Genomic DNA, 530 nt, shown 5'->3' on the forward strand with positions numbered 1-530 from the left:
CTCAAGGGGCCCCAGACCATCGGCGGCGTGGGCGGCCCGGAGCAGGACTACACCGGCAGTGACCGGTTTCAGGGGGTGCAGGGCTCGGTGGGCATCCCCATCCTGCGCGGCCCGCAGAAAGCGCGGGTCCGGGCGGCCCGCCTGCAGGAGCAGGTGGCCACGGTGTCCTACCGGCGGCAGCTGGTGGAACTGGCCGGCCGCCAGGACGAACTGGTGGCCCGGCACGCCGAGCAGCAGCAGCGCCTGCAGTTTTACCAGCAAACCGGCCTACCCCAGGCCGACGTGATTGTGCGCCTGAGCACGCGCGCCTTCAAGGCCGGCGAAACCGGCTACAGCGAGTATTTGCTTAACCTGGAGCGGGCCCTGAGCATCCGCACCGCCTACCTGGATGTGCTGCTCGACCACAACCAGACCGTTATTGAGCTGGACTACCTACTTAACAGTACGCCTCAGTAACCCTTCTTTGATTCCCTGAATTTCCTCCATGAAGAATATTGCATTTCTGGCCCTGCTGGGGCTAACCCTGGCCA

1 protein-coding gene is annotated in these 530 nt (G+C 64.7%); it reads left to right on the forward strand.

The window, feature by feature from the left end:
- Window positions 1-456: TolC family protein (locus tag E4631_RS25715; protein WP_166648157.1), on the forward strand; the 456-nt coding region annotated here is incomplete at its 5' end.
- Between the last annotated feature and the right edge of the window lie 74 nt (window positions 457-530).

The organism is Hymenobacter sp. UV11, from assembly GCF_004684095.1.
Classification (GTDB): domain Bacteria; phylum Bacteroidota; class Bacteroidia; order Cytophagales; family Hymenobacteraceae; genus Hymenobacter.